This is a genomic window from Brevibacillus sp. MS2.2 (genome assembly GCF_013284345.1).
GTDB classification, from domain to species: Bacteria; Bacillota; Bacilli; order Brevibacillales; family Brevibacillaceae; genus Brevibacillus; species Brevibacillus brevis_C.
In genome coordinates this window covers 268,231-294,191 of the sequence record NZ_JABSUZ010000002.1, presented here as the reverse complement: position 1 = coordinate 294,191, position 25,961 = coordinate 268,231, and the positions used below count along the sequence as shown (strand labels likewise).

At 47.6% G+C, this 25,961-nt stretch carries 27 protein-coding genes; 13 read left to right on the top strand and 14 right to left on the bottom strand.

Annotation, left to right across the window (positions count from 1 at the left end; genetic code table 11):
• Positions 1–12 precede the first annotated feature (12 nt).
• From HP568_RS02960 to HP568_RS02910, 11 genes are all read right to left on the bottom strand, one after another.
• The gene (locus tag HP568_RS02960) at positions 13–1,821 is read right to left on the bottom strand and encodes a hypothetical protein (RefSeq protein ID WP_173628272.1); all 1,809 of its coding nucleotides are present in this window, start codon (positions 1,819–1,821) and stop codon (positions 13–15) included.
• Positions 1,822–1,834: 13 nt separating this feature from the next.
• On the bottom strand, positions 1,835–2,254 hold the full coding sequence (locus HP568_RS02955; protein WP_007717420.1) for a hypothetical protein: 420 nt from the start codon (positions 2,252–2,254) through the stop codon (positions 1,835–1,837).
• 6 nt (positions 2,255–2,260) lie between these two features.
• Positions 2,261–2,680, bottom strand: a complete 420-nt coding sequence (locus HP568_RS02950; protein WP_173628271.1) for a hypothetical protein — start codon at positions 2,678–2,680, stop codon at positions 2,261–2,263.
• Entirely contained in the window at positions 2,680–5,715 is a 3,036-nt protein-coding gene (locus tag HP568_RS02945) for a M23 family metallopeptidase (protein WP_173628270.1), read from the bottom strand. Before HP568_RS02945 ends, HP568_RS02950 begins: the two co-directional genes overlap by 1 nt.
• A gap of 11 nt (positions 5,716–5,726) precedes the next feature.
• The gene (locus HP568_RS02940) at positions 5,727–7,142 is read right to left on the bottom strand and encodes a hypothetical protein (RefSeq protein WP_056494792.1); all 1,416 of its coding nucleotides are present in this window, start codon (positions 7,140–7,142) and stop codon (positions 5,727–5,729) included.
• A 48-nt stretch (positions 7,143–7,190) separates the two neighbouring features.
• A complete protein-coding gene (locus HP568_RS02935; protein ID WP_048031102.1) occupies positions 7,191–7,802 on the bottom strand; it encodes an S-layer homology domain-containing protein in 612 nt (203 codons plus the stop codon).
• A 12-nt stretch (positions 7,803–7,814) separates the two neighbouring features.
• Complete coding sequence (locus HP568_RS02930) at positions 7,815–11,180, bottom strand: hypothetical protein (RefSeq protein ID WP_173628269.1); 3,366 nt, start codon at positions 11,178–11,180, stop codon at positions 7,815–7,817.
• Between the two features lie 59 nt (positions 11,181–11,239).
• A complete protein-coding gene (locus HP568_RS02925) occupies positions 11,240–11,533 on the bottom strand; it encodes a hypothetical protein (protein WP_048031104.1) in 294 nt (97 codons plus the stop codon).
• 35 nt (positions 11,534–11,568) lie between these two features.
• Entirely contained in the window at positions 11,569–11,973 is a 405-nt protein-coding gene (locus tag HP568_RS02920) for a hypothetical protein (RefSeq protein ID WP_048031105.1), read from the bottom strand.
• A 146-nt stretch (positions 11,974–12,119) separates the two neighbouring features.
• A complete protein-coding gene (locus tag HP568_RS02915) occupies positions 12,120–12,971 on the bottom strand; it encodes a hypothetical protein (RefSeq protein WP_056494807.1) in 852 nt (283 codons plus the stop codon).
• A 104-nt stretch (positions 12,972–13,075) separates the two neighbouring features.
• The gene (locus HP568_RS02910) at positions 13,076–13,507 is read right to left on the bottom strand and encodes a hypothetical protein (protein WP_173628268.1); all 432 of its coding nucleotides are present in this window, start codon (positions 13,505–13,507) and stop codon (positions 13,076–13,078) included.
• Between the two features lie 134 nt (positions 13,508–13,641).
• Here HP568_RS02910 and HP568_RS02905 point away from each other — a divergent pair, with 134 nt between their 5' ends.
• From HP568_RS02905 to HP568_RS02865, 9 genes are all read left to right on the top strand, one after another.
• Positions 13,642–13,896 carry a hypothetical protein gene (locus tag HP568_RS02905; RefSeq protein WP_173628267.1) on the top strand — a complete coding sequence of 85 codons (255 nt, stop codon included), beginning with the start codon at positions 13,642–13,644 and terminating at the stop codon, positions 13,894–13,896.
• A 95-nt stretch (positions 13,897–13,991) separates the two neighbouring features.
• Positions 13,992–14,252, top strand: a complete 261-nt coding sequence (locus HP568_RS02900; protein ID WP_173628266.1) for a hypothetical protein — start codon at positions 13,992–13,994, stop codon at positions 14,250–14,252.
• Between the two features lie 93 nt (positions 14,253–14,345).
• Positions 14,346–14,513, top strand: a complete 168-nt coding sequence (locus HP568_RS02895; RefSeq protein WP_164724532.1) for a hypothetical protein — start codon at positions 14,346–14,348, stop codon at positions 14,511–14,513.
• Between the two features lie 318 nt (positions 14,514–14,831).
• A complete protein-coding gene (locus HP568_RS02890; protein WP_173628265.1) occupies positions 14,832–15,386 on the top strand; it encodes a sigma-70 family RNA polymerase sigma factor in 555 nt (184 codons plus the stop codon).
• Positions 15,387–15,423: 37 nt separating this feature from the next.
• Complete coding sequence (locus HP568_RS02885; RefSeq protein WP_173628264.1) at positions 15,424–15,843, top strand: hypothetical protein; 420 nt, start codon at positions 15,424–15,426, stop codon at positions 15,841–15,843.
• Positions 15,844–15,847: 4 nt separating this feature from the next.
• A complete protein-coding gene (locus HP568_RS02880) occupies positions 15,848–16,423 on the top strand; it encodes a dTMP kinase (protein ID WP_048031113.1) in 576 nt (191 codons plus the stop codon).
• Entirely contained in the window at positions 16,417–16,998 is a 582-nt protein-coding gene (locus HP568_RS02875; protein ID WP_048031114.1) for a lytic transglycosylase domain-containing protein, read from the top strand. Before HP568_RS02880 ends, HP568_RS02875 begins: the two co-directional genes overlap by 7 nt.
• 22 nt (positions 16,999–17,020) lie before the next feature.
• Positions 17,021–17,827, top strand: a complete 807-nt coding sequence (locus tag HP568_RS02870; protein ID WP_173628263.1) for a sigma-70 family RNA polymerase sigma factor — start codon at positions 17,021–17,023, stop codon at positions 17,825–17,827.
• A gap of 74 nt (positions 17,828–17,901) precedes the next feature.
• Positions 17,902–18,876 carry an aldo/keto reductase gene (locus HP568_RS02865; RefSeq protein WP_173628262.1) on the top strand — a complete coding sequence of 325 codons (975 nt, stop codon included), beginning with the start codon at positions 17,902–17,904 and terminating at the stop codon, positions 18,874–18,876.
• Between the two features lie 147 nt (positions 18,877–19,023).
• Here the strand turns inward: HP568_RS02865 and HP568_RS02860 are convergent, their stop codons facing one another.
• Complete coding sequence (locus tag HP568_RS02860; protein WP_048031117.1) at positions 19,024–20,523, bottom strand: IMP dehydrogenase; 1,500 nt, start codon at positions 20,521–20,523, stop codon at positions 19,024–19,026.
• 117 nt (positions 20,524–20,640) lie between these two features.
• Here HP568_RS02860 and HP568_RS02855 point away from each other — a divergent pair, with 117 nt between their 5' ends.
• Entirely contained in the window at positions 20,641–21,435 is a 795-nt protein-coding gene (locus HP568_RS02855; protein ID WP_309142202.1) for a GNAT family N-acetyltransferase, read from the top strand.
• 33 nt (positions 21,436–21,468) lie between these two features.
• On the opposite strand, the gene HP568_RS02850 is transcribed toward HP568_RS02855, so the two are convergent.
• Together HP568_RS02850 and HP568_RS02845 are read right to left on the bottom strand one after the other, a co-directional pair.
• Positions 21,469–22,884, bottom strand: a complete 1,416-nt coding sequence (locus HP568_RS02850; RefSeq protein WP_048031118.1) for a sensor histidine kinase — start codon at positions 22,882–22,884, stop codon at positions 21,469–21,471.
• The gene (locus HP568_RS02845) at positions 22,881–23,582 is read right to left on the bottom strand and encodes a response regulator transcription factor (protein WP_048031119.1); all 702 of its coding nucleotides are present in this window, start codon (positions 23,580–23,582) and stop codon (positions 22,881–22,883) included. The genes HP568_RS02850 and HP568_RS02845 overlap by 4 nt, the downstream gene beginning before the upstream one ends.
• A 179-nt stretch (positions 23,583–23,761) precedes the next feature.
• Between HP568_RS02845 and HP568_RS02840 the strand changes: the two genes are divergently transcribed.
• The 3 genes from HP568_RS02840 (at position 23,762) to pcrB (ending at position 25,940) form a co-directional block, all read left to right on the top strand.
• Positions 23,762–24,817, top strand: a complete 1,056-nt coding sequence (locus tag HP568_RS02840) for a DUF3048 domain-containing protein (protein ID WP_048035684.1) — start codon at positions 23,762–23,764, stop codon at positions 24,815–24,817.
• Between the two features lie 119 nt (positions 24,818–24,936).
• On the top strand, positions 24,937–25,227 hold the full coding sequence (locus tag HP568_RS02835; protein WP_007717484.1) for a YerC/YecD family TrpR-related protein: 291 nt from the start codon (positions 24,937–24,939) through the stop codon (positions 25,225–25,227).
• Positions 25,228–25,244: 17 nt separating this feature from the next.
• Positions 25,245–25,940 (top strand): heptaprenylglyceryl phosphate synthase, encoded by a 696-nt coding sequence (gene pcrB / locus HP568_RS02830; RefSeq protein ID WP_173628260.1) that lies wholly within the window; start codon positions 25,245–25,247, stop codon positions 25,938–25,940.
• The last annotated feature ends 21 nt before the right edge of the window (positions 25,941–25,961 follow it).

Here is a 25,961-nt window from a genome sequence, read left to right as displayed (position 1 = left end):
GAAATTCCTCCTTTAATATACTTCTTTTAAGATAGCGATGGTGCAATCAGTAGGGTTGGGGGAGTACTTGAAGAAGTTGACGGGGGTATTGATTCGGAAGAACTTGTATACCTCTGTCCAGGTTCCGGCAGCGGGGTCCTTCGGATCTTTTGGTTCCTCTGTATCTACGACGAGCTCGTCCTTGTTGATCAGATTATGGTCCTCGATTGCTACAACACTGTCGAGGTAGCCCCGATAGCCTTCGAACTGGTGTACCAGATAGATTGGCGATGCATGATATTTCTTCGTCCATTTCGAGCTTTGGAAGCCGTTTGCTTCGAGTACCATCTTGGACAGCTCAGGAGGGATTGTGCCCACGCCATCGTATTTGGGAAGCTGGGTAATGAAGGCAGGGTAGTACGCTTGAAAGTAGACGGAGCTTCGGGTTTGCAGCATGGAGAAGGAATACATGCCGTTGGAGGTATAGCGTCCCCAGCCCGAGTAGTTAGGATTGGTGTCCTGTTTGATGTCGGCAGGAAGGAAGCCTGATTTCTCCTTTGTCAAATCACCCATGCCGACTGTAATTCCAAAATTGCCTTTGTGATCATAGTCAGCAAAAGGAATGGTCTTTCCGATATAAGCAAAGCTGCTGTAGTAGGCATCCATATCAGGCGAAGGGTCACCCTCAATTACGATTGCTACACGATCATTGCTGATGGAGAGATTGTATTCGACCCAGTAGTCTGGGCGACGCTTCTTGTTTGGTACCCAGGAGACGACAGAGTCGGCACCATAGAAAAAGTGGGAGGAAGGGCTTTTGATTTCTACTTTGTCATCGTAATCGAGTGCCCATGCTTCGTGAGGTGGAGTGTATTTGTCGGTATCATCGGGATTGTTCCATTTGTTGTACTGGAGTTCAGCCTGTTTTTGATCGATGACGACAGGTACTTTACCGGGAATAACGTTACTATTATCGCAGGCTAGCAGGTAGGTATCGGCAGAGTTTCCAACCGGATTTTTGCCTGTGAAGCCTTTGCCATACGACACATCCAAGTAGTTGTATTGCTGGATAGGATGCTTCAGCATGACGAAATAATCGTTAGGCGTTTGGCCCGAAGGTACGTCAGGAACGGCTTTTAGGACGACAGTGCGGTCGTAGTGATGGACGGGGTTGGCAATGTATTTGACCATTCCGAATTTGTATAGTGGGGCACTAACGTAAGTGGTGTAACCTCCCGAATAATAGGTAGTCCATTTCGTTTTTGAAAGTAGGTCGTTCCAATCGGAAGGCAATTGTGTCATGATCTTGTACTCGTTCCATTCGACACCGGGTGTAAAAGTAACCCCATCAAGCTCGTATTTACCTTGAAGGAGTACATAGCATTTCTTACCGACAGTGTTAGTAGGATCAGCATCATCGATATTAACCACCAGTAGTCCTGGAACAGAAAGAGTCATATCGTTGCCTTCAGCATCCTTATAGACAAATTCCTTGACCTGGATTTTTTTACCGGACCTTGTATTGGTATTGTTGAGAGTTTCATAGACATAACCATCTTCATCAACGAGCGGAATTCCTGAATTTGAGGCTCTCAACTCCCGCACATCCGGCAACACATAAACCGGATAACTCTTCCCATCCGTATGCTTGTACGTCCCTTGCGTATCCGCAACAGTAGTTTTCTTATACGTAACCCACGTATCTTCCTTGACTTCAAACACCTTTTCCCAGCGGTTCTTCGTATCCGGGATTTTGGCATTGACGATTTCATCAGCCAGCTTGTTGATGAGCAAATCGGCTGTGACCTCGCCCTCGATCCAAGCTACTTGTTTACTAGGCATCCATACGCCTCCTTTACAGTTTCTTTCGTAAAAATTTCACATTGTACCAAACTTTCTTTTCTGTACCTGAAATGTTGTGGAAGTCAAAGCGGACCTGCGCATTTGGCTTCAACGGATAGACGATCCCAAAGCTGTTTCCCATCGAGACGGACTCCGGGAGCTCTTTGGTATAAATCGTTTCACAGACCTTCACGCCGTCCAGACTCAGCTCCCAGTAATCGCCGACGCAGTAATTATTGGTAGCAAAAGCTACGGATAAAAATTCTGTCGGATAGGGAAGGGCATAGGTATCGGAAAAGACTTGCTTGGACGCGGTCACATCAAGCATGCGTCCGCGAATGAAGGGCTCGGTAAATTTGGAAAAGTGCGGATAGGGGAGCTCTCGTACCTTGTCGATCACGCCCCCGCCCGAATAAACAACGGAGAAGCCCACTTGTACTCACCTCTCTTTCTCTATACGAAGGACATCGGTGCCAGTTAAGAGGCCCCTCGTATCATAGAGTAGACGGATCAGGTAAGATCCTACCGTTTTTCCGTCAGGTGCGTATCCCGCAGCGGTAACCGAGGTCAAGCGCCAAAGAGAATAGTACTCCCAGTCTGGATGGAGCTGATCGACTTCAAGCGGGAAGGTGGTAGTGTCTGTAGAGCCAAACGTGAGGGAAATATCCAGCATGTAGCCAGACTCGTAAAACAGCTTGGCACCGGTGACCTTTTCCGGGTCGAGGGGATGCTCCCGGATCAGACGTACAGAGGGTTCTTCTGAGAACGGGTCTGCTGTGACGGTCGTGGTACGGTGCACTTCATCACGGATCAGATCGAGGATGGGGTAAATCAAATAATCATTGGCAATCCCGGCCATTACACAATCGCCCCCTCGTTGTTGCTCCAAAATAAATCAAGGATTTGCATATAGCCGTTCTCCGCATCAAACATCGTGCGGATTCCTTTGATGGTATACGCTTCGCGGGTGGTTGTATTGGAGTCGATAATGTAAATGCGATCGAGGACATCCAAGGTAGGGTTGCCGGGGATGGAGATTTGCAGCGTACGGCACAAGCGTTTTATATCAAAAAACGATCGTCGCGCGGCCAGTCGCTTCAACTCATCTGTCTTCGCAAAAGGAACGTGCCTCACGCCTGTGCGGACCTCGCCTTTCAGTTCCATCAAAATCTCCGTGTCTACGAAATGACCAGCCTTATTTTCTTCGTCCAAAATGACAAGATGGCTTCTGCCACGGGAAAAATCGATCGTCTTATGAATCGTGATCAAATTGTCGTGCTCCGTATACGTAGCCACAATCGGCCGATTCATATCAATCTCTTCCAAGCGATACGTCCCATAACGGTCACAATAGGAACGGAAATCTGTATCTTTCATGATTTCCGCGATGGCTTCTCCCACTTTGTATTGATACGATTCGAATTTGCGGCCGGGCGGCTCGATAAAAGGATTTTTCCAACCTTTAGGGGTCAAAATGGATTCGGCATCGACTTCCACGAATTCGCCCTCTTTATCAGGCACAGCCTTGAAAACCTTGCCTGTTGCCTGCGTCACGTGGGTATAGCTAGTCTCTTGTACAATGGCATAGGGGTAGTAAATGTCTTGCGGATTGCTGCGCCAGCCATACATTCCTGCATGGGCGATCAAGTCTTGTACGATGGCCGATTTGAGATAGGCCGCTTTCGCAGCAGGCTCTGTCGGAACAGGTGCGGTACCCTCCCACTCTGGAATCGAATCAAACTCCGTGCTGGAACGGAACTTTTGATAGATTTGCCACACGCTGTTAGGCCAATTCGTATCGCCAGCCCATTGATAGGCTCCCTTGTCTCCTCCTTGCCAAAAAAATTTGACATCGTCGACAGATTGGAAACGCCACCCTTTGCTCGCCATGGCTTCCCGATAGCGAACGGCTCCGCGATAGAGCTGACGCTCGATCCCTTGGTATTGCGGGTCGCATTTTTCACCGGTAAAGCATCCATACCCGAGAATGAAGTCCCCTGGGGGCAGACCTTTCCCCAGCGTCCCCATTTTTGTCTCATGCTCGGCAATGGCAAGCAAAAATTTATAATCGAGCTCGGGACCCTGCTGCTTGGCCTGCTTTTTGGCCATTGAGATGATTTTGTCCCGACGAGACATCGAGGAAAAAACGTTGGTATCATGTGCAGCAGAATGTCCGACATCTGGGGGATATTGCTTGTCCTCGGTAATGACCTTGTTCAAAATCTTCTTATACATATCGCGGCAGTAAATGGTCATGGTCGATTCCTCGCCATTTAAATCGAGCTTGTCGATCAGGCCTGTAAAGACTCGCATCAAATTCAGACCATAGCCCATGTAGATCCGAACGGGAGTATTTTCAGAGAGGACACCGACATGGAATCCATTCACAAAATAAGACCAAGGGGTTTCCTTGTAGGTTTCGGGAAAGTAAAACGGATTATAGTCCGGGCTGTAGTAGCCGCCCGGGTTTGAAATTGTGATCCGTGCCTCACATGAATCCATTTCAAACTGGTCGTCCATTTCGATGTGGTTAATATTGTCCAGAGTAAGGGTGTCCATATAGACGAACTTTCCGACCTGGAGCGATACTTTTCGGGGCTGACCAGGCATGAAGGTGCTCGTAATTTCCCGTTCCTCAAAAAACTCCTGCTGGACAGTCGGGTCGACTTTGTCTTTGTTCCCGTACAGGTCAGGTCGCCCCTGCAATTCCTTGATCTGAATGTATTGGAGGGAAAAACGATTGACTTGTTTTCCATTCCAAAACAGCTCGATACGGATTTCCATTTCGCCATTGGGAAAGGGGATATCACGAATCTCTACGTTTTCTGTCCCGGAGAATTTGTTGACCTTGATTTGCATTTTTCCATTGAAAAAAACGCGCAGCTCGCCGGCACCTTCACCGAAGTTGGTGGAGAACCCCATGCTAAAAATGCCGGGGTGAACGGAGGTTAACTTGAGATTCATGCCTGTTGTAACGGTAGGGGATGGGAAGACAGTCTTGTACCCTTTGGGATCAAAGGTAAAGGTGAGGTTGCTATGCTCCGTCGAGCTTCTGGCGATCATGGATAGCTTTTTGGTCAGCTCGTCTACTTTATAGACAGATTTTGTGTGCCACGTATTATTGGTAAAGCGTTCGTCAAAAAGAGTTGCTCCTGGCGTTCCAACATAGGTGGCATCGGTTGTGACTCCTGCGCCGCTATTGGAAGAGGCAGCGAACAGATGCTTCGAGCCATTCATATAAGGAAACGGATCGATGACGGCTTGTCCGTTCCAGACCTCAAAGTGCAGATGAGCACCTCTTCCTTTGGAGCGGGGGGAATTGGGATCATCATAGGTGCCCATGTTCGTAACGCCGGCAGAGCGGACATCGCCTGTATTGCCACTTTTTCCGATTATGGTGCCCTGCGTGACATAATCCCCTGTTTTGACGTGGATTTCGCTCATATGGGCGTAGCGGGTCCATATGCCATCCGCATGCTGAATTTCTACGCGAAAGCCAAAGCTCGTATATTTTTCAGACACGGTCACTTTTTTTACTTTGCCAGCCCAGGCAGCTTTGATAGGCGTGCCGACTGGACAAGCGATATCGATCCCTTTGTGGTTGCGATTGTCGCCCATATAGGCTGTAATATCACGGATGCTTTTGCCCTCTACGGGAAAGACAAAAGGAATCTTGGATAGAGCAGTTCCGCCCTCTCCTGTACCATTTTGAATGATGGTGCGGGTCAGCGTCTTCTCTTCCCGCGGATCACTCATAATGAAATCGAGTTCTTCGGTACGGCCCGGCACGAAGACCAGTCGATCTACCTCGACGCGGCAAGCGGGCCTCGATAATTCTCCGAGTTTGAGTCTTTCGGAGAGAATTCTGCGCAACTCATTAGACATCGTTTGCATGAAAACACCTCCTATTTAAACCGTTCCAGGGACCATTTTCGAAAGCGATTCAAAAAAGAGACGGCCTGTGCCCGGGTGAGTAGCGAGTAAGGCATGAACCATTTTTCTTTCTCTTCCGCATTGGATGACGATACCTCGTACATATGGTTGACGACAGCCGCTCCATCGACGAAATTGTTGATCGCAATTCCTTCGATCAAGTAATCTCCGTTGCCAAACCGCTCGTCTTCCATAGAGAGGACGGATGGTGCCCACCAAGAAGGCTTGCTGCCTGCCATCCCACCGTTTAGCGCAATTTTTTCCCCGGTATTGCTGTTGTACATATATTTTTCACGCCCGACATCTTCAAAGCGGGTGCTCATCTCTTTGACATAGAAGAAATGAACGTTTTTACCTGCCGTAAGCGGCATGTTGAACAGTACCGTATGATCATCAAATTCCTGATAGTCGGAACTGCTCACCACTTTTCCATCCACTTTGACGGCAAGCAGCTTTTTACCCGCTGGATAGGTACCGTTTAGGCGAAAAACACGTTGCCCCTCGTATGCCGTGTGGGATTCATCCAGCCGCTGTGTGGGAGGTTGTGAATCCGTAAAGCGTTGGTAAAAAGAGCGCCGAAGCCGGTCAATGAGCAGAAAAGCCTCTGCCCGATTGATGTAGGCGTTGGGAAAGAAGCGGTCGTTTCGCCATACACCAGGGCTTTTCACCGAAAAATAACCGCCTCGCATAAACAGAGCGCCGTTTTCGTAGCTGTTGTAGATGAAGCGCAACTGTACGCCGTTTAGATTGTAAGGAAGATAAATCGTGGCTCCGGGAGCAGGACTAACCATGTAGACGTCTTGCTTGAGTCCGATATATTTTTTGGCGAGATCTTGGGCAGGTGTCGATTTCCATTCCTCTTCTGGCACATCAATCCGCTTGAAGGAGCGTCCATATGCGTACAAATACTCGTTGAATTGGCGGCTGAACGGATTGTAGAAATACGTGTCTCCGTTATCGAGGCGTTTGTTCGGGTAAGCAAAGGAAGAGGAGTTGGGGGGGATCGGTTTTCCAAAACGGTCCAAGGCAGGCTTACCGAAGCTGGAAAAAGCGACAACTGAGTTGGCAGATGGTGCGTAATACAGCTCGACGTCCGTTTTGTTCGGGTCTGTTTGATTCGGCCGAATTTCTTTGAAAAGGGTTTGCGTGCCGTCAATATAGACAAAGAGGGGGTTATCTGCACTCGGTGTCAATTTGGCTGCGAGGGTAAATACTTTTTGTCCGGTGGAGCCCTTCTGCTCCTCATACAAGTAAGGAGCATTACTCTCAAAGGAGCCATAAGCAATTCCTTGAATGAACGGTTCTCCGTCAGCCATCAAATAATTGCTGGCCTCCATTACTTCATTAAAAAACCAGTCTTTTTCATTCACATCAGCCCAGCTGATCATTTTCATCACCTCCTATATAGAGTAGACAGAAACGCAGGACAGCTTCAGTTATTCCCGAATCATCCGCTCTACCAGCCGCCTTGTCCGATTCAAAAAAGCAATAAATTCGGCTCGCGTCACAAAATCATTGGGGCGGAAGTAAATGACGGGCTTCCCATCTCTGGTAATGACCGTGATTAGCCCAAGATCGGCCATTTCCTCGATGTTTTTCTGCGCCCAATGCCCTTCAATATCTTGAAACTGGAAGCGAGATTCGCGTTCGATCGAGTCTTTTTTGATAAGGATCAGGTCGACGGTTACGCTGTAGCGCCGTCCTGCCTCAAGCACATGGGGGGTGATGGATTCTGCACTTCCAAGGAAAATGCTTCCCTTTTCATCGTAAAACTTGTGGGTCCAGCCTGCGTAGCTCAAGTACTGGTTATACGATTCTTTGTCTGGAAAAAGCAAGGTCAATGAACATTGGTAGCTGCTAAAGCCGGCGTGGTGGATGTGCGAGGGAGCGTTGATGATTTTGATTTCACGCAAGGAAGGCTGGGGACTCGGCGGAGAATAGGGCTCGATGAGGCGGGCGTTTACTTCCATGAACTCGAAGCCTGTATCGACGAACAGCTTTTTTTTGTAGCGCTGATTGGCAGTGCCAAAGGCATATTGTTGGGTCATCGTTGTACCTCCTTACAATCTCGTGTAGCTCGTGGCGATGCCGGAGCGTACTTGTTGGCTCAATTCGGTGGAAAGGCTTGCTTGTGTACTGCGAATGGCTTCGCTGACGGTCGAGCCGATGCGCTGTAGGTCAGCCTCGGTTCCGCTCATGTTGGCGATGGTAATGTTCACATTGCTGTTGCCACCATAGGTAAGGTCGTAGGTGCTATGTGTTGCATTTGCGGTTTGCATGCCCCAATAGGTAAGAGGCTGCAAGCCGTCGGGCATGTTGAAGGTTCCTTTGGTGGGCCGCTTGGACATATTCAGGGATACGAGATTGTCGTATTTGGCTTTTTCGAGGCCTTTTTTAAAGTCCTCGATGCTTTTCTTGAATGTCTCGTTGTTTTGGTACTCGGACAAAAGACGATCCATGTCAGAATTCCCTGCATCTAACGACTCAATCGTACTGCGTAAATATTCTTCCTCGAGTTTCTTAATGACTTCAGAATTGGCACTGTGACCAGCTAAGAGTGCTTTGCTTCGGTCAATGTAATACTGATGCTCTTTATTTGCCAGGTCAGAGCTCACTTTGCTCATCGCAGATTCAATTTTGGTGCCGGCTGTATGGTTGGTTTTATCGAGGTTAATTTGTTCATAAGAAGCGTCTAAGCCCGCAAGTGTATATTGTCCTACTAGTTTGGCGTCGCTATTGTCAGGAATATTCTTGATGAGGCTTTCCAGTAAAAAACGAATTGTTCTGTTATTTGCTCTTCTACCATCTTGGTACTTTGCAAATAAGTCTAGAATTTCCTGGGAATCTTCTGTTTTGCCCTCGGACAAAAGTTTGCTCTTTTCTGTTTCGTATTTGGCTTTGAGATTTTTGTCATTATAGTCGAGTTTTTCCAGATGATAACCAACTACTTCCTTGCCAAGGTCGAGTGTTTTAACCTCTTTCCATGAAGTAATGGGGGTATTGTCCAACTTGGAGCCGTCGCCATCGATATCGATAAGCTTAGAGTTCTTATCTTTCTCCTCCAGTTTTTTCTTATCGGATTTCGTTTTTTCGAATTCAAGGTCAGCTTCCTTCTCGTCTAGCTGAAGCGTTTTATTTAACTCTTCTTTGAGCCTAGCACCGTCGTATTTATCACCGGCTTGCAAGGCTTTCGAGTAATCGCTCCATGAAGGAGCAGTGCCACCCATGAGGTTGATCGCACTATCTGTAACAGCATTAAAAGCTGTTGATATATAACCCATAGCCTTTAAAACAGGAGGCATTTTGTCAATATTCATGATGTCAGCCGCGAGGTTTTTTTGGTTATCCAAGACCCTGCTTTGTCGCTGGGTGTCGGACATAAACAAAGGCTGTAACCAGTCTTTGTTAAAAGTATCCAAGAACGTGAGCGCCGTTAAACCAGCACCTAAGACACCTGCGCCTTTTAAAAATTTCCCAGCATTTTTTATTCCTTTTCGCCATGCTGGTACACTCTTGGTTGCATCATCAACAGACGTTGAAGCAGCTTTTCCTGCTTTGGCTGGGCCTTTTGGAGTGGAGTCTGTCTCATCCGTATCGCTCGTTTTTTCGGCAGATTTAGGTTTAGGTTTAGATTCGGATTTAGGTTTAGATTCAGAATCGGTTTCAGAGTCAGAGTCAGAGTCAGAGTCGGAGTCAGAGTCAGAGTCAGAGTCAGAGTCAGCTTCTTTCTTATCCTCCTTCTTTTTGCCTTTAAACATCTTGTCCCGTATCTTCGTCTTGAAATCACCAGATAATTCGTCAAAAAGGAGAGCAGCAACAGGAGCGAGTCTGCTAGCGGTAGAGGATGAACTGCTTGCGGCTGTAGCTGAGGGAGCGGCCTGAGAACCCGCTGCGGCAGTCGGAGGTTTGGGTACAGCCGTGGACAGTGCTTCTGTCAATTCGTTCAAGGCTTCCCGTGTTTTCTGGAGTTGTTCCTCCTGCTGCTTCAAATCGCTTGTCATGTCCGTGATCTGCTGGTCGGTTATGATAGACGTATCAGCAAGGGCACGCAGCTTCTCATCCAGCGAAGAGACAGAAGGAATCAAGGTGGTAATCGTGCTCTGCAATCCCCCAAATGCGCGCTGGACCAAAAGAATTCGGCTGGTGAGCAAATGTGCCTGACGCTCTACGTCGCGCATCTTCCGTCTGAGCAAATGCAACTGTTCAAGAAGCTTTTTCTCTTCCGCAATCAATGCCTTTAACAATCGATCATTGTACGGATACAGCTCTTGTACCCTTTTCTGTTCTAGCCTGTTGCGAATTAATCGAGTGCGGGCAGCCTGATAGGAAGACAGATTTTGCAATTGCCAGGACTGGATTTCCAGCGCCTCTTGTGTAAAGGGAGAAGAGGATTGACCAAGCAGTGCGGTAACACGCTCGTGTCTTCGCTGCTCACTTCCTTCATAAAGATTGCGCTGAGCTTTGACGTAGGAGGCTTTTCCTCCGTATTGATCCGCAGCATTTTTCAACAGACGCACAGCGAGCGATAATTGGTTCTGGCTTTCTCGCATGCGCTGAAGCAGGTGGATCAAAAGCGTAGGAAAGCTGCCGGGCTGATTTTTAAAAAGATCGAATGCTTCTACGGATGCTGCCTGCCAGATGGTTTGCATCCGGTTTTGGGGAGCGAGAGGGTTATCTGGTAACAGAGCTGCTTTCTCCCGAATATCGGCTACAGTTACATACGGGTCATTGGATTGGCGGGAAGATGTATAGTAGGCTCTGGTTACTGCTTCAAGGCTGACGGCATGCGTTAGCGCGATATCCCGCAGGTCTTGTTTGACTCCCGATCGCAAGTATTCGCGCAAACCATGGGCTTCTTCTTCCACTTGTTTTTGATCCGTCGTTCGTCCAGAAACGCGTGCCTGCGCCAAATCCATCATGTTCGTATCTTTGAACAAAAAATTACGCTCTGCCTTCTTTAACAGACGGTTCAAAGATTTCGCTGACTCCCAATTTTCGATATCCATCGAGGTGATCAGCGTGTGAAGGCCGCTGCTCATCATGTTTCGCAACACATCTACGGCAGCCTCTTCCCAAGCTTGTGGATGGAGGGTGCTTCTCGTGCCATAGGACTTTTCCGTTCTTTTAACGGGAGCATCAGGAAAAGTCACAAAGCGGAACGGGGAAATGACTTCTCCTGTACTTACAGACAGTCGGGAAGCAGGAGCAGCATGGGAAACGGGCTGAGACTCGTACTTACGGGAAATGCTGAGCGGCTTCGATTCAATGTCCCGTATCATTTGGCGTAGTTCGTACAGTTGCTGATGCAGTGCTTGAAAAAATGGTGCAGCTTGTTGGGGAAGAAATGGGGATGCCGACTGTTCTACTGAATTTCGTACAGTACTCGTTATAGAGCGGAGGGCATCGGTCAAACGTTGAGTTTCCATGAATATCACCTTCCTCAAAAGAAAAATCCCGTTCTGGTCTTAGAATAGACAGAAACGGGTTATAGACCACCTAACACTTTGCCAAGTACGGCAATATCGTCTTCGGAAATTTCCTGATAGTCTTGTGAGCTAGGTGCAAGGGGAGAGCTGTCGACAGAATTTGTTCCCTTTCTTCTCAAGAAAGGAAAACCCATGCGCGTCTCTACCTCAAATTGAATGTATTTGTTCACTCTCTTCATTAATTCTGCTACTTGGGGAAGGGTGTACTCCCAAATATCCCATTTCTTCAAACCACAGTCCTTATGGAGATGAAAAAATAGATCGCCCCAATCAAGTGGCTCACCAGATTCCATATCGCGAATGGTGGAACTGTCACCCTCGCCACTCTCTACTTTTTTAAGCCGTTTAGACCAATGAGGAGGTTAATAAGCTTTTTGGCCGTCTCCAAATCACAATGTTCATCCAAGTACTCACGAGTAACCGCAGGGTAGTTGCGAAAGCCTAGAAGCAGGATATCGAATAAATCTTCTTCCTTGTTTTCGTAGGGGAGGAAATTAAGGATAATCGCGTCGATATGGACGGTTCCTAGCTTTTTCATCAGGATGCGGGCGTCTTTTAAGGTCACAGGCGGAATCCGGTAGGTTTTGCCGTCACGCAGCATGATTTCACTATCATCTTCAAAGAAAATAGCTTCGACCAGATCAGCCTCCTGCTGTTTTTTGATGCGCTCTACAGCTTCCTGGTTCATCATCTCTGCGTGTTTTTTTTCCAGATCTTCTTGTTGGTTTAGCACGAAAGATCCCTCCTTGAAACATATATTTACTTGCTAAAATGAGTTGTCGTTCGCTATGATTCGTTGTAAGTTACTCCCTTTGAGAAAAGCAAGGCAAGAGCGAAGAGCATGGAGCTCTCCACTCAGCCTGATTAGCCTCGAAAGGTTTACACTTTTTTGGTCGATACGAAACGTTTCACACTGCCTAGCTTGCCATCTGCTCGCTCTGGATCAATAACGGACAAGGAAATAGCGGAAGTGCTGGCTGTGGAGCGGGCCGCATCGATCGAGAAGCTGCCTTTTGCCATGCAGGAGAACAGCTCAGTTTCAATGCCTGCATAGGTTCCGTCTTTTTGCAGGAAGGAGCCGTGATGGACGACATGAACCGGGAATGGCACTTCATCCATCAAAATGTCGACCACGTCTACGGTTTCGGTTCGCTGATAGTTGAAGACCACATCTTCATTGATCAGGGCAGGCGAGAAGATGAGACGCGTTTTATCTTCGCCGCCATCTTTGAAAGTATCCACCATGAATTCGTCAGCTTTTGGAGCAGCAGACGTACTCAAGCTAACTTGCTTCAACAGGCGATTGCTATTTTTCAGACGAACAGCAAATCCGCCGCCGTTGAAGAGGGTACCGCCAAAGTCGACTTCACACACACCAGCGTCGCCAGTGGATGCAGAACGATCAAGGCTGCCAGCAGTAATTGCTTTCTGCTCACCCAGCACATAGACATAGTCGCTCTTTTGCTCTTGCAGCTTGGAGCCCATCATGAGCTCAAGTGCGGCCAGATCAAATTTGGCATCCGTTGCGGTAATCTCAATGCTTTTCGATTTGACGAGAGTGTCAATGGCGAAGAGTCCATCGCCGCCAAAGATATCCTCCATTTCAACATTCATGTCAATTTTCAGGTCCTGCATATTACCAAGCGTAATGACTTCGACGCCATTTCCATCTTTGGAAGCGCGTTTGGCAAGAAATTGACCGACACCTTTGATAATCATTTTTTTAGACAATGAAAGTCACTCCTTCTAGATAGGGGATTTGGGTGCTGTTGCTGAATCGTGTGGAAAGGGAACCGCGATCAGCTTGTCATAGGATAGACGGGGTTTTGAAATGTCTAACAAACTTGCAAAGTAAACTTCGTGATCAGTGTGAAGCAGTACGTAGAGGAATGGCCCATATCGGATTCCTGCTGCGAGACAACATACGTGTCCAATCCTTCTATTCCATTCAGCGATAAGCTTTTGCCGTCTAAGAGATGGAAAAGATGGTTCGTGATTTGATGCGCCAGCTCGACATCACCAGGCGTGATCACATCCAATCGGAAAAAGCTGGTGAGAAGGAGGGGATTATCGTTGTCGCGCTTTCCGGAAGTTGCGTAGAAGGAAAGGAGAGGCTTCGTAACATCAGATAGCTCGGTGAGCTTTCTTCGTTTGATAATCTGCTTGGATAGGGAGTCCTTGTCTTCTGGAGCAATTCCGAGTAATGCGAGCAACTGGCTATCTGTAGACAGTAATTCATAGAGATGATGATAGAGGTCGACAACCACGAATGATTCACCCCCTTTTGCTGAGAATTTTGGGAACAAAATGTGCTCCTTCTACGTTCATAGGTTAGACAGATGAGGAAGATGTCTCCCTTGGAATACATATTCGGTCGTCAATAAGCCAGGAGGTCATAACATTGCGAAGTGATAGGATACAAATCATCATTCAACAAACGAAGGAAAAAGTTTCTGCGAAGGCGCTCAAGGATCATGAAGCTGTTGTTGGGATTATGGCGATGGCCAAGAACTTCATGCTGAATGAAGAAAGTGTGCGTCACATTATCCACGAGGTTTTTGATGGAGATAAGGAGCGAATGGCAAAGGCATTGACAGTAGCCAGCCATTTGCTTGATGAAAGTTTGATTCAAAAAATCATCGCAGATGTAAAGTAGGCCCGTTTACAGCGGGCTTTTTCTTTTTAAAGGGAGAAAACTCATTCGAAACTGTCTATTCTATCTCAAACGAATAAGAATTGAGGGGGATAAGAATGAGAGATTCCAAAAAAGCCGTTTTGTATGTCGTAGTTATTGCTGCATTAGCTGAATTTCTACTGGGAGAGGATATCGATCGCGAAGGCTGGGAGGAGCTCAGTGACGCGCTTGGCATGGTGGGAATGGACCTGAACGAGGTTTTCACAGAAAATGACTCCCTGCTGTTTGGATTTCAAAAAGTTTGCCAGGAATTTGGGAAGATGAAGATAACAGAGGAAATGATTGAGGAATTATACGTAGAGGACCAGCTGGAATAAACGGCTGGTTTTTTTTTATTTTTCAAAATCCGCTTAATGCATCGCAAATCGCTTCGTATAGATTCGACAAGAAGCAAAAGGAGGGGAGAAACCATGTACTATCAGATTAGTTTTTCGGCAGATGGAGAGCAGGTGCAGGTCATGAAATATACGTCGACCCAAGACACCCCCATAGCTGTTTTGGAAGAGTTTTTTCGCGAGCATGTTCAAGTGAATCCTGAGTCCCTAAAAGGAATCGGGATCGTCAGGATCGGTGGGTAGCATGGCCTGTCAGGGATGTGATTATGAAAATGCCTGCCAAAAGAAAATCACAGTCAACGACAGCGTGATGTCAGCAAAGGAACAGGATGTCGTACCCATGACTTGTCGGTGTGTGGTTCATGACATTTGTCGCGATTGCCAGTGGTACCTCAAGCGTCAGTGTGCTTCCTGGAAGATTTTGAATGGAAAAGTATTCACGGCTGGTACCTTGCAAACTTGTCCGAAAAAAATTTTGAAAGCTGGTTGCTAAATCCCTCCTCCCATTACCTAGTGTGATAGAGCCACTGTGAATAGGAGCATGAGGAGGGGATGAAGTACATGACAGATCAACTTCACCAAATGGACGAGTTATTTTTTGCAGGGAAAGTCGATGATTTTTTGCAGAAGGCAAAAGAAAACTGTGAAGCCAAGCTGACCGGAATGACGTTTGCTGGAATGACCCATGATGATGTCGTTCAGGAGGTTCTCTTAAAGGTGTATCGCACGATGAAGGATTACGACCAGGAAAAAGCCAGAGTGACTACCTTTGTCGATCATGTGATTACGAATAAAATTCGCGACTGCTTGCGGAAAGCAGGCACGCAAAAAAACCTGACAAACAGTAATGCAGTTCTTGTCTCTGGTGGAGATGAGAATGAAGAGGAAACGATGATCAGTCGTATTGCTTCTCCGAGCGAGGAGTTTCGCTATGAGGAAGTAGAGATGATGATCGACATCATGGAGTATATGAAGCTGTCCACGCGAGACAAGCTGATTCTCCGGATGAGAAGTGAAGGCTATTACCATGAGGAAATTGGCCAAAGATTCAATATCAGCAAGGAAAGAGTGTGTCAAATCATCAAGGCGATTTTGAAGCAGTACGGTGAGCTGTAGACATACACAAATAATCGATGAAAAGGAATGATCCAGCATGGCAGTTTTGTTGAAAAAGTTGAATGAGGAATTGACCGAGGAGCTCTCCCATCAGGTCATTGGAAAATATGTACACGTTCCGACCAATATGCATACAACACCTACAGCCGAGGGTGGAGAAGAAGAGGTAAATATCTGGTTCGGCGGTTGCGTAGCGGGCATTGAAAAAGCAGTCATTGCTTTCGATTACGAAAAGCAGGAGTTTCGTGAGGAGCCGTTGACCTACACAAACTTTTTACTGACCGACGGTATGGGATACACGGTGAACCGACTCCATTCCGAGATTTATGAGATTACAAAGGAAGAATTCGAACAAATGCTAGCAGATCATCTGGCTACTCAGGCTGCTGAGCTGGAAGCAGAGAAAAAGCTTCGTGAAGCAGCAGAGGAAATCTCGACAAATGAGGAGACGATGTAGTGCCATGAGACAGCCCACGATTGTCGCTTTCGAAGGAATTGACGCCAATGCGAAGGAAGCCCAAGCGGCGTTACTAGAAGAAAATTTGAGATGCCTCGGATATAAAGTGAAAAGAGTATCGTTTCCGCGTTTAGATACCCCAATTGGAGCGGTCATTGGCATGTGGCTTCGCTGCGAAATTGAGCTGGATGAGAAAGCGGTAGGGAAGCTTTTTGAAGCCGATTTTCTGGACTATCAGCGAGAAATGGCGAGGCTTTCGAAGGAGAACGTTGATTTTATCATCATTGATCATTACGAACTGTCCAATTATTACTACTTCTATATAAAGGATACTCCTCTTTCCTGGTATTCCACGATGAGTGATTTGACGAAGCGACCCGACGCAACCTTTTTTCTGCGAACCGAAGTAGATGCGAATAATGCCATGCTGCTCAAGGTGCAGGAAGCCTATCTGTCCCTTGCCCAAGCTTCGCGACGATCGGTCCTTACATTGGATACGGCAATCGGGGTGGAGAGAATGCAGAAAAACATTCTGCAAGCAGTCCATCAGCTACATCTGAAAAGGCGAGTTACGTGCTAACAAAACTAATCGGCATTGTTGCCGCAGTGTTCATTCCCGCTAATGCTGTACTGCCAGCCGTAGAAAAGGGGCTGTCGGAAATTCATCCTGTGCTGAAACTGGCCAGGGACACAGATAGGCAGGTGCATAGAAAAAAGGAGCTTGCAAACGTAATCACACAGGTTGCGCCGAGACTGGATAAAGCCACAGTCGAGCTTTATACAGAAACGATTTTTGGATTATCCAAGCAATACGAAATAGATCCGGTTTTGATCATGGCGATGATCTGGCAGGAAAGCCGTTTTCAGCATGACGCGATCTCTGGCAAGGGCGCAAGAGGATTATTACAAATCATGCCACGCACAGGAAGCTGGCTGGGAGTTCATCCTGATGACCTGTTTGATCCAGTGATCAACCTGCAAGCGGGTATCAAGTATTTGGATCTCTTGCAAAAGAAATATGGAGACCTTCGTTTAAGTATCATCGCCTATAACCAGGGCGAGGGAAATGTCGACCGAAATCGTTATCACGATGGCTACTATACAAAAGTCATGACCCATTACAAAAAAATGAACGGCTTATTAAGCAAATCATAAAGATAGGCTGGGAGGAGGTATTATGAGTGAGCATGCGCTGTTCGTAAAACAGAGAGTGGGCAAGAATCAAGCACAATATTCCTTGTATAACATGGAGAATATTCGCCGCTGCAAGGAAGACAGTGAGTATCTTGGTGAAGTGATACTCGCAAATGAAGATCTCATTTGGCATTCTGTGCACAAATATATTGGAAAGCCAGAGACATTAGTGAGGCAATATTGCTTGGAAAAAGCGGATATCTTGCAATTGGGGAGAATGGGAATCATCAAGGCTATCAAAGCTTTTGATATAGCAAGAGGCGTGAAGTTTTCGTCCTTTGCAGTCATAACGATTGTGAGGGAGATCAACTGCTTTTTGCGAGATAGCGGAAATATTGTACGGCCGACTAGAACGGCAACAACGATTCTCCAACACATCAGTAAAATAGAGGCAGACCTGGGATATCTCCCTACCATAGAAGAATTGTCTGCACTGTTGGGTGAAAATGAGGAACAGATCAAAAAAGCGCTGGATGTCGGGAGACCTGTGAAGTATTTACAGGAGCCATACTTGAAGGCATCTGCTTCGAGCCATGAAGCTGCCACAGCTATGGACGTCTTGAAGGACGAAGGACGTGACGTGGAAGAGTACGTGCTGGACAAGCTGTATGTTACTGCTTTGCTTGCGCAACTGCAAAATCAAATCTCATCCAAAGAGTGGCAAGTCCTGCAACTAAGGATGGCAGGCTACAATCAGACGCAAACAGCAGATTTTTTAAATGTATCCCAAATGTGTGTATCAAGAACTATGAAAAAAATACAGAATATTTCGAAAAATAAACTATCCTAATCTTATTTTTCAATCCCTCCCAAATAGGAGATAATGGAAGAGCACTCCTATTATGAAAAGAGGTCGATCACAATATGAAATACTACCGACTCGGTGGCAGTGGATTGAAGGTATCAGCATTGGGGTTAGGCACGAACTCATTCGGAGGGCGTGCGGATGAGCAAACGTCTGTAAACATCATTCATACCGCAATCGAAAACGGGATTACCTTTATTGATACAGCAAATATTTATACGCAAACAGAATCGGAGCGAATCATCGGGCTGGCATTGGAAGGGAAGCGGCACGAGGTCGTTTTGGCGACGAAGGCTGGTTTGGTAAAAGGCGAAGGACCGAATCAGAGAGGCTCATCGCGTTATCACCTGATGCTGGAGCTGGAGAACAGCTTGAAGCGCTTGCGCACCGATTATGTGGACTTATATCAAATTCATACGTTTGATCCAGAGACGCCTTTGGAGGAAACACTCCGCGCACTAGATGACATGGTTCGGTCCGGGAAGGTGCGTTACATCGGAGCTTCCAACTATGCGGCCTGGGAATTGATGAAGGCAATCGGTATTAGTCAGCGGGAAGGGCTGAATCGTTACGTATCAACGCAGGTCAGCTACTCGCTTGCAGATCGGACGCCCGAGCGTGAACTCGTACCGCTTTGTCTTGACCAGGGGGTGGGGATCATTCCGTACTTCCCGCTCGCTGGCGGAATTTTAACAGGAAAATATACCTCCGCAGAACAGGCTCCGGCTGGTTCGCGTGCGGACAAGGAGCCGCGTTTCGTCCGGTTGCTGAGCGAAGACAAGCTGGAGTTTGGTCGCAAAATCAGTCAGGTAGCGGCGGAGATAGGCGTATCCCCCAGTGTGCTGTCCCTGGCTTGGCTCATGCACAAGCCGGCTGTCTCTTCGGTGATCGTGGGCGCGACCAGTGTAGGGCAGCTTACGGATAATTTGCAAAGTGCAGCTTTGACGTTGGATGAAGCGACATTGGCAGAGCTGGATCGATTGAGTGACATGTACCGAAGCGGGGAACCGTTTGCCGAATATCGTTTGCCGTAAACAATGGTGATAGTTGTAGACTAAAATTCCTGCTACTACTAACAAGATGCCTGGATATCCCCCTCATCGCGTGAGGATTTTAAGAAAAAAACCAGTCTGCTAGCACTGTGAGCCGCAGACTGGTTTTTTGTGATTACGTCGATTGTATTACTCAGCAGCCATGCTGCTTTCTTTCAAGATAACGTCATGTGCGCCGCCTTCTACCAAGCTGGTAGCAGAGATGACGGTGATTCGCGCTTTTTGTTGAAGCTCGGAGATGGAGAGCGACCCGCAATTGCACATGGTCGATTTGATTTTGCTCAAGGTGCGATCCATGTTCTCGCGCAGGCTTCCCGCATATGGTACATAGGAGTCTACGCCTTCTTCAAAGACGAGACTGCTTTTGCCGCCAGTGTCATAGCGTTGCCAGTTGCGAGCGCGGTTGGAGCCTTCTCCCCAGTATTCTTTCACGAAGTTGTTGCCGATCTTCACTTTTTTGGTCGGGCTTTCGTCGAAGCGAGCGAAGTAACGGCCCAGCATGACAAAGTCTGCACCCATAGCCAAAGCCAGTGTCACGTGGTAGTCATGTACGATTCCGCCGTCGGAGCAGAGCGGAACGTAAATGCCTGTTTCCTTGAAGTACTCGTCGCGAGCTGCTGCCACTTCAATGAGGGAAGAGGCTTGGCCGCGTCCGATTCCTTTTTGTTCGCGGGTAATGCAGATGGAGCCGCCGCCAATCCCTACTTTTATGAAATCTGCGCCTGATTCCACGAGGTAGCGGAAGCCTTCCTTATCGACGACGTTACCTGCACCGATCGGAACATTGAAGTTTTCTTTTACATATTGAACCGTCTCGCGTTGCCATTCGCTGAAGCCGTCGGAGGAGTCGATGACCAAAATATCAACGCCTGCTTCCACCAACGCAGGGACGCGCTCCTTGTAGTCTTTTGTATTGATACCGGCACCAACGATATAGCTCTTGTTCGCATCCAAAAGGGACAGCGGATTGTTTTTGCGGGAATCGTAGTCCTTGCGGAAAACGAGGAAGTCGAGATTTTGATTTTCGTCCACGATTGGCAAGCAGTTGAGCTTGTGCTCCCAGATCAGGTCATTGGCTTCGGAGAGCGAGATGCCAGATTTGCCATAGATCAGCTTTGAGAATGGCGTCATGATATCGCTGACGAGTTTGTCCTGAGAGTCACGGCTGATGCGATAATCGCGACCTGTTACGATTCCGAGCAGCTTGCCTTTTGCCGTACCATCTTCCGTAATGGCAACGGTGGAGTGGCCTGTCGCCTCTTTCAATTCCAAAATGTCTTTCAGCGTATGGCTTGGTGTCAGGTTGGAACGGCTCACGACGAAACCAGCCTTGTAGCCCTTTGCTTTGCGAACCATGGTTGCCTGGCTCTCGATGGACTGGGAGCCAAAAATAAACGAAATACCGCCACATCTAGCCAATGCGACCGCCATATGATGGTCGGAAACTGCTTGCATGACTGCGGATGAGAACGGTATGTTTAGTGAGATGGCAGGCTTTTCACCTTTTTTATACTTGGTAATCGGAGTGGATAAGTCCACATTGTTCGGAGTGCATTCTTTTGTGGTGAGATTTGGCAACAACAAAAACTCATTAAACGTTCGAGATGGTTCTGTGTAATAAAAAGCCACGATTCTCTCCTCCTAGGTGAAGTTGGTCTCGATTTTTTGAACTGCCTCTTTAATAGAGAAATTTTTACCATGTTAACCGTGAAGTACGACAACGTCAATAGGGAATTGTTAGAAGGAGTGATTTCTTTGCTAAAATTGCGAACAGGTCATGAACAACGCCAGCTTTTGGAACAAATTTCGTTAGAAGATTCGTACATTTTATACGGAAATATGTATTTGCGAACGGACAGGAGCGTCGTTGTAACGGACAGCGCCCAAAAAGAATTAATTGCCATCGGGTCTTACTTAAAAGGGATGCCTTTTCACGCGTTTTCTCTTCATGTGGTAGAGGGGGAGGAAAATTACGAAGTGGAGCCGATGCTCTCCTATCTAAAAGAAGTGCTAGATGGCAGCCTGCCAGATGGACAAAAGGGCGTGCTTGCATTAGCAGAGCCTCTCCTTACGCGCGTACAGATTCCGAATATACTCGCCACACGTACTATGTATTTGATGAAATTAACCGATCCTGAGCGCCTTTTACCTGTGGGAGAATCACGAATACTGGAGTTATCCGAAGCACAGATCGTGGAGAATATGGCGGCAGAGCTCGGCATGATTAGTTTTCGAGCAGAGGAAGTAGCAGAAATGCCACACATCGCACTCTTTTCGGAAGGAAGAGAACCGATGGCTGTAGCAGGCTTTCATGTCTATGACGAAGCCTACGTAGAAATCGGGAACATTGGAACATCTGTTTATCATCGGCAAAAAGGGTTGGGTACGCAAATCAGCTCAGATATTTCCCGGATAGGCTTGGCGAAGTCTGCGAATGTTTATTTGATGGTTTTTGCCGATAATCCTACGGCGGTACACGTGTATGAGAAGCTCGGTTTTGTCACGGTATCTTCTTACGCTTTTATTGAATTTCTCTTTTAAAATAGAAAAAGAGAGGACAAGTGTCCCCTCCTGTCAATTCAATCGGCCTTTGAACTCAACGGGTACGATCATTGTAAAGCAAGGTCCATCTGGATCGTTGCGGGCATCAATCGTCCCTTTATGTGCTTCCAAGACGGCACGTGCAATAGCGAGTCCAAGCCCATGTTTGCCCGACTTTCCTTTGCGGAAACGCTGGAACAAATTCGGCAGCAGCGCCTCCTCAATAAGTGGCCCATCATTGGAAATCGCGACGACTACGCTTTTTCCCGCGTGTCTACCTGTGATGGTAAGTCGGCTTTTGGCGTAGCGCAATTGATTTTCCATGATATTGACAAACGCAGTGCTCAATTGCTCGCCGTCTCCCTCCACGATCAAGTCGGCTGCCAGATTTAACTCCCACTCGATTTGCGGATTGAGCACGGATAGCCGCTGCTTCAACAGGTGCATCATCTCTGACAGGTCGACGCGGTCGACTTGCATCATTTGAGAGACAGACTCGATCTTCGTGATGTACAAGAGCTGTCCGACGACCTTTTCGAGGCGCTTGCTCTCTTCCATGATGATGGAAAGCCCTTTTTCAGCCTGAGGGCCCTGGAAAACGCCTTCGATGAGCCCTTGTGTGTATCCTTGAATCGCCATGATCGGTGTTTTGAGCTCATGGGAAATATTTTGGACAAAATGTTGCTGTGACTCGTCGTATTCCTTCAGTTGGTTTTTCATCATATCGAATGAGCGGGCGAGCTGACCGATCTCATCTCCGCGATCCATCGCAAGCGGGATATCGAATTGACGACGAGCGATTTTTTTGCACAGCTCTTCAAGTGTACGCAAAGGTCTGCTCAAATACCCGCTAAACCACACGGCCAACAACCAGCTTACGAGCAGCAGCAGACCAAACACAAGCAAAAACTGACGAGTCAGGATCGAATTAATCTGGTTGAGCTCCTGTTCCTTGGAGAAGAGCACCATGTAGTAAGGGAAGCCATGGTAATCCATTTTTTTGCTGACGAACAAATAGCTCTCGGCTCCACGATCCAGCGAACCATGCTGGAGCTTGTTGCTTGGGTATGTGGCTGCTTTTAGGAACAGCTCCTTGGAATCCTCATACGGAATACGGCCATTGCTATTGCTTCGGCGACCCAGCTCTTGACCGTTTTCAGCATAGACGATCATATCAAATGAGTACTCATAACGTTGGAGCAAGAGCTGTAAAAAGTAAGGGGCCGCAGCCGGAACAGGCAGCAGCTCATTATGCTCGTTAAAGGAGATATGCTGAGATAAGGTGTAAAACTCTTCTTCCAAGAGCGAGTAAGTGTTGGAGACCAGATACTGTTTGACAGCCATCGGATAACCGATGCCAAGGCCAACCCCGAGGACGCTTGTCAGGATCATGAACAAAATGAGGATTTGCCTGGATATCGGCAGATTTTTCAGCCGGAATTTGCTCATATACGCGTCATTCGGTAGCCGAAGCCATAGACCGTCTCCAATGGAAACTTGGGCATTTTCTTGCGGATGCGCTTCACCAAGTCATCGACAGCTCTGTCTGAGCCGATGTAGTCTTCTCCCCAGATGGAGGTCAGAATTTGCTCGCGATTCAAGGCCAAGCCTTGATTGTGCAAAAGGTAGACGATGAGCTCGAATTCTTTTGTGGTTAAATCAATGAGTTCGTCGCCTTCTTTTACTTGTCTGCCTTTTTCTGAGATCATATAAGGATCAACTGTTACCCAATCTTGGAAAGTTTGGGTAGAGGAAGCAGTAGCACCGGGCTTCTCATAAGTGCGCTGTAGCAGCTTTTTCGCACGGATGACCAGTTCGCGAGGGAGAAAAGGCTTCGCCAAATAGTCGTCGCTGCCCAGTTCCAATCCGATGATTTTATCGACATCCTGATCGCGAGCGGAGATGAAGATGATCGGGACATTCGACTTTTCGCGGATAAGACGCAAGAGCTCATAGCCGTCGATGTCAGGCATCATGATATCCAATATCCACAAATGCGGCTGTGTTTCTTCATCAAGTAACGGCAAGACGTCCTTGCCATTAGAAAACGCTTTCACTTGCAATCCGGCACTTTGCAAATACGATTGCAAGAGCTCCAACAGGTTCGTTTCATCGTCCACCAGATAGACGAGGTAGGGGGTATTCATAGATTGTGGCCTCGCTTTGCATCTGTTTTATATCAGTATTGTAGCATAGCCAAAAACAAGATGTGTGGCACGGACGTATGAGAATCGTGGAAAACGTGTGGAAGCAGGATTCCCCTGTATCGTTCTGGAAAAAGAAACAGGGAAAAAAAGACAACGAGAGATCGAAAGGAGCGATTCATATGAAACGAACAGTCAAATCGTCTCTCATGGTACTAGCCTTCATGCTCGTAACAACCGCTTGCGGACAAAAGCCGGTGGACACCCAACCTAGTCCGCAGATACCTGATCCGATTGTGCAAACGCCACCGGAAACGAATCAGCCCATCGAGTATGCGTATAGGGCACCGATGACAGGACTTGGCAGTCACGAAAACCTGGGGAGCAAACGACCCATCATGGTGATGATCAACAATGCTCCGCCCGCCCGTCCACAAACAGGCATCAACAAAGCAGACATGATTTATGAGGTACTGTCCGAAGGGGAAATGACTCGCTTTCTTGCGATATTCCAAAGCCAAAAACCGGAAGTAATCGGACCTGTCCGCAGTATCCGCCCTTATTTTATCCAGATCGGGACTGGTTTTGATGCGGTCCTCGTCCACGCGGGAGGCAGTCCGGATGCACTGGAAACCTTGGCGCGAAAAGACCTCAGTCATCTGGATGAAATCCCGAACGGTCAATACTTTTGGAGAGAAAAGTTCCGCAAAATGCCACATAACCTGTACACCAAGCCAGAACTCTTGGAAAAAGCGATGCAGGATAAAGGGATGCGTCAAACGGCAGAGGTGCCTCACTTCACGTTCCTGCCGGAGGATGCCGAGGTCAAGGAAGGCGAGCCTGCTACACAGGTAGATCTGACTTTCCACTCATTGAATAAAGCTGCTTTTACATATGATGCCGAGCAAAAGAAATACATGCGCTTTACGGCAGGCAAGCCGCATTTGGACTTGAGTGACAAGAAACAGTTGTCCACGACCAATCTGTTGGTCATCTCTGCCAAACACCGCGTGCTGGATAAAGAAGGGCGTCTATCGGTCGATGTAATCGGTCCGGGAGACGGTTATATATTCCAGCAAGGAAAAGCACGCAAGATAAAATGGAAGCGAAGCAATGGAGTTATCCGTGCCTATGAGGACGCGGCTTTGACGCAAGAAGTACCGCTTTTGCCCGGAAATACATGGGTGTCCATATTGCCGAACTCACCGGGTCTGTCGAAGTCGCTCAAGTTCCAGTAAGGATTAGGGCTTGCGGATGAAGGCGGTTTCTTCTAAGATAATTGTTGAAGCTTTAGTGCTTAAAAATTGTACAGTGAGAAACCGCTCGAAAGACGGACTATATAACAGAGGTGACAGACATGCAATTGGAAAAATTAAAAGGAAAAGGGCTCGAGCAGTTGTTTGAAGCTGTTCTTTCCCTGGAAACGATGGAAGAGTGCTATCAATTTTTTGACGATTTGTGCACGGTGAACGAAATGCAGTCGCTCGCACAGCGTCTGGAAGTGGCGAGAATGCTCCGCAAGGGCTTTACTTACAATCAGATTGAAGCAGAAACCGGCGCAAGTACGGCGACCATTTCTCGCGTCAAACGCTGTTTGAACTATGGAAATGACGGATATCAGATGGCGCTTGAGCGGATCGGAAAATAGCTAGGAGGCAGGCAACGTTGATTGACTATCGTGGCTGGCGCCATACATTTAAACTAGACCCGGATAAAACAATCGATGACGAGGCCTTGGAGGCGATTTGCGAGTCCGGAACAGATGCGATCATTGTAGGCGGCACGTACGGTGTGACCTATGACAATACACTTGAATTGATGTCGCGATTGCGTCGTTATGCCGTACCGGCTGTCCTGGAGATTTCCTCGCTGGATGCGGTTGTGCCGGGATTTGATTCGTACTTGATCCCGCTCGTACTGAACGCTGGCGATCCAGACTGGATTTTTGCTCCGCATGTATCGGGGCTTCAAGCGTTTGGCTCTTATATTCATTGGGATGAGATCATTTCAGAAGGATATATCATCGCCAATCCAGAAGCGGGCGTAGCACAACTGACGAAAGCACGTCCGATTGCGGATGCCTCGCAGGCCAAAGCGTATGCGCAGGTAGCGACGAACATTTGTCGTTTGCCGATTGTCTACATGGAGTACAGCGGTACATACGGCGATCCGGCAATCGTAAAGGCTGCCAAAGCAGGCGCTGGTGAAGCCCACCTCTTTTATGGCGGCGGGATTCGTAACCCTGAGCAAGCGGCAGAAATGGCTGCGATTGCAGATACGGTTGTTGTAGGGAATGTCATTTATGATGATCTCGCTGCTGCATTGGCTACCGTGAAGGCCGTTAAGGGAACAAGCAACTAAAAAGCCACCTCCCCAACTTAT